Below are 1,154 nucleotides of genomic sequence, written 5' to 3'. Positions count from 1 at the left end.
TTTCAAGTTTTCAGCATCTGGAATTACTGAGTCAACAAGTGAAGCGTAACGACGGTCGGTGTGTGCTGAGTGCTCATCATCACGATCCATAAATCAAATTTCATTTCAGATTATAGATTAATTTACTGTCTAACCCCAGAAAGCATCTTCTACTGCTTGATCTGATGAAAAGAGCCAAACTTCCTTGATCTTTCCATCATCCATGCGAAAAAGATCAATACCATTCATGTTGAGTTCCTCGCCGTCTGGGCGAGTTCCGACAAAGGTCACATTGGCTGCTACAAGATCAATATTTTCAGACACCCAGTTAGTCAATACTTTGAAGGTACCGTTTGTTTTTTCTGAAAATTGAGCCAAGTGTGCTCCAAGTGCTTCTTTTCCAACAACTGTACCGGAATTACTATGCTGACCTGGCTGGTGCCAGATAATATCATCTGCCATAGTCTCAAAAACAGCTGGAAAATCACCTGTTATAAGACCATTGTTATATGCATTAAAAATTTCTAAATTTACTGACATGAGTTACTCCTCGTTTCTTTTATTTATGATATAATATTATCACTTACTAACAAAAAGACAAGTAGGCACTTTATTGTTATCTAGTATCAAATACGATACTATTATTGTCAAATAAGAGAATAATTTTAAAAAATTTGGAGGAATTATGGTAACCAAAGTCAGTGAATACGGAATTTGTCCTTTTGCCACGACGCAGCGTGTACTAACAGGCAAATGGGCTCTAGTCATCATCTATCAACTCAGTACGGGGACTAAGCGTTTTAATGAACTACAACGTCTAATTCCTGGCATTACCCAAACCATTCTAACACGACACCTCAGACAGCTCGAGAAGGATAAAATCGTGGAGCGTAAAGTCTATGCTGAAGTTCCCCCACGAGTCGAATACAGTCTAACTGAAATGGGTAGAAAATTTCAAGGTGTCCTAGATGCCATTGAAAGTTGGGGACTGGAGTATATCGAAACCCTAGACTAATTATCTCCTCGGTTCATCTCACCTTACAAAGTGAGACGAACCGAGAGTCACTTCTCAAAAAAAAAGGCGGAATAAATTCCGCCTTTTATCTTTTATAATTATTTTCCAAGGTAGTATTCAGCAACTACGTTCAATTTTTCGTCAAATTCGAATACCAATG

2 protein-coding genes and 1 pseudogene are annotated in these 1,154 nt (G+C 38.2%); 1 reads left to right on the top strand and 2 read right to left on the bottom strand.

The features are described 5' to 3' along the window. Together HMPREF2867_RS11050 and HMPREF2867_RS08390 are read right to left on the bottom strand one after the other, a co-directional pair. Nucleotides 1-90, bottom strand: a pseudogene (locus tag HMPREF2867_RS11050) (phosphoglycerate mutase); the annotation flags it as partial. Nucleotides 91-129: 39 nt separating this feature from the next. Beyond that, nucleotides 130-519 (bottom strand): nuclear transport factor 2 family protein, encoded by a 390-nt coding sequence (locus HMPREF2867_RS08390; RefSeq protein WP_002890784.1) that lies wholly within the window; start codon nucleotides 517-519, stop codon nucleotides 130-132. A 145-nt stretch (nucleotides 520-664) separates the two neighbouring features. Between HMPREF2867_RS08390 and HMPREF2867_RS08385 the strand changes: the two genes are divergently transcribed. Continuing rightward, complete coding sequence (locus HMPREF2867_RS08385; protein ID WP_002890783.1) at nucleotides 665-994, top strand: winged helix-turn-helix transcriptional regulator; 330 nt, start codon at nucleotides 665-667, stop codon at nucleotides 992-994. Nucleotides 995-1,154 lie beyond the last annotated feature (160 nt).

The organism is Streptococcus sp. HMSC064H09 (assembly GCF_001812625.1).
In the GTDB taxonomy this organism is placed as follows: Bacteria; Bacillota; Bacilli; order Lactobacillales; family Streptococcaceae; genus Streptococcus.
The sequence above is the reverse complement of the archived record's forward strand: the minus strand, read 5'-3'. Positions and strand labels throughout refer to the sequence as shown.